The organism is Methanocalculus sp., assembly GCF_029762515.1.
GTDB lineage: Archaea > Halobacteriota > Methanomicrobia > Methanomicrobiales > Methanocorpusculaceae > Methanocalculus.
The window spans coordinates 1-1,750 of the sequence record NZ_JARVGN010000449.1; the positions used below are offsets into that span (position 1 = coordinate 1).

General features: G+C 47.0%; 3 protein-coding genes. 1 reads left to right on the forward strand and 2 read right to left on the reverse strand.

Features of this window, described 5'->3' with window-relative positions; translation table 11 throughout:
• Positions 1–335 precede the first annotated feature (335 nt).
• Together QCH34_RS12015 and QCH34_RS12020 are read right to left on the reverse strand one after the other, a co-directional pair.
• Positions 336–815, reverse strand: coding sequence for a DUF3368 domain-containing protein (locus tag QCH34_RS12015; protein ID WP_300334485.1), 480 nt, complete (start codon positions 813–815; stop codon positions 336–338).
• A gap of 3 nt (positions 816–818) precedes the next feature.
• Positions 819–1,085 carry a UPF0175 family protein gene (locus QCH34_RS12020; RefSeq protein WP_300334486.1) on the reverse strand — a complete coding sequence of 89 codons (267 nt, stop codon included), beginning with the start codon at positions 1,083–1,085 and terminating at the stop codon, positions 819–821.
• Between the two features lie 219 nt (positions 1,086–1,304).
• Between QCH34_RS12020 and QCH34_RS12025 the strand changes: the two genes are divergently transcribed.
• On the forward strand, positions 1,305–1,750 hold a 446-nt coding region (locus QCH34_RS12025), incomplete at its 3' end, for an HD domain-containing protein (RefSeq protein ID WP_300334487.1).

Here is a 1,750-nt window from a genome sequence, read left to right on the forward strand (position 1 = left end):
GGATCTTTCCAAGTTCGGTTGCCGCTTTCACCCGGTATGGGATGCTGACATGGGTGAGCTGCTCGACCAGAATATCGATACTCTTCCCATCCCGAAGCACCCTCCTCTGGAGAACCTCCATCTCATCATCTTCCCTGATATCCAGATGCCATCCCCTTCCTATCAACTTCTACTTGCCCTGATCTGAGGTAAAAGTATCTGCTCACCCTTTCTTCCCGCTCCAATAATTTCACTTGAATTGCACCCTCTTTCCGGGTTGCACGTTATGGCCATCAGGCAAGGATCTGATAACTGATGCTACCTGCAGCCGAGAGACAGATTGTATGGATTGAGCCCTAATCTCTCTCTGACATCTTTACAATCCTTGCATATTCTCTTTCACTCAGCCTGAATCCTGATGCCACTAAAAAATCAAGTTCTGTTTGAAAGTGAATCAGCCCATCTTCAGCAGCCATAAGGAGAATGCCTATTGTTCCGGTAATTGGAATCCCAAGTTCAGAAGCTGCATTTCTTCCATCCCTGTCATCAATGAGTAGAAGAGCCCCGAGTTCCTGTGCACAAATGATTGCCTCAGACTCTCCACGATCCAGGTTTAGTGACAGTGCATCAACTGCCTGTCTATTATGAACAGTTCTGAGATGAATCCATCGAGAATCTGCAACCTCCGCTGAACCATACAAAGTTCCCCCTCGAATGACGACTTCATTATATACTTCCTCTGGAATCACGATCTCTTCAAAGAAGTCTTTCAGAAGAGAGAGTTTCCTGATCTTCGAAAGTGCGATAAGCGGCGTGGAATTTGAGACAACAACCATGGATTACCGCTCCAGATGCTTTCGGAGGGTTTTTACATCTGACTCTGCATCCTCGGCTGAATAATCAACAGGTATGTTATTCTCATCCAGGAGCATGATCATCTCCCATTTGCTCTTCATTCCTGCAAACTCTGCCGCTTTACCGAGTGATAATCTTCCATCCCTATAGAAAGCAACTGCCAGCGTACGACGTAGGAATCTGTCGAGTTCATCTTCACGGACTTTGATTACGGAAAGAAATGTTTTTGGTATGGTAAAGGTTGCATCCATAGGATCATCACGTTGTGTATATTTTACCTGAGGTAATAAATTTTCTTCCTGTTTGATTGTAGTGTCCGATTATCACCCATATAGGATTATCTTTCCGTTTATCTTACCCGCAATCCCACAGAGGCACACATGAGGCTTATTGAGAAACTCTGGAGATGTACTAACACTCTACCCCATCCGGCATCCTGATTATCACTGACAACAGATCTCTTCCCATTAATGATCACTCCGGACGAGCTCCTTGCCAGTACCCGTGCCTACCTTGAAAGACGTGAAGCCCTCTTCTCAAAGAATGCGACACGGAGCAGTGATGCCATCCGGAGATACGATCGGAAGAAGGAAGATATCCGCTCACCGTACTCCCGTGACGCGGATCGGATCCTCCATTCGCGGGCATACGCCCGTTATATCGACAAAACACAGGTCTTCTCGCTCCTTGAAAACGATCATATCACCCACCGGGTTCTCCATGTCCAGCTCGTCTCAAAGATCTCCCGGACAGTCGGACGATCCCTCCATTTAAACGAGGATCTTCTTGAGGCGATCGCACTTGGCCATGACATCGGGCATATCCCGTTTGGCCACTTCGGGGAGAAATGCCTCTCTTCAATCTGTGAGGGGGAAGGGCTTGGATCATTTAAACATAATATTCAGGGCGTCCGTTT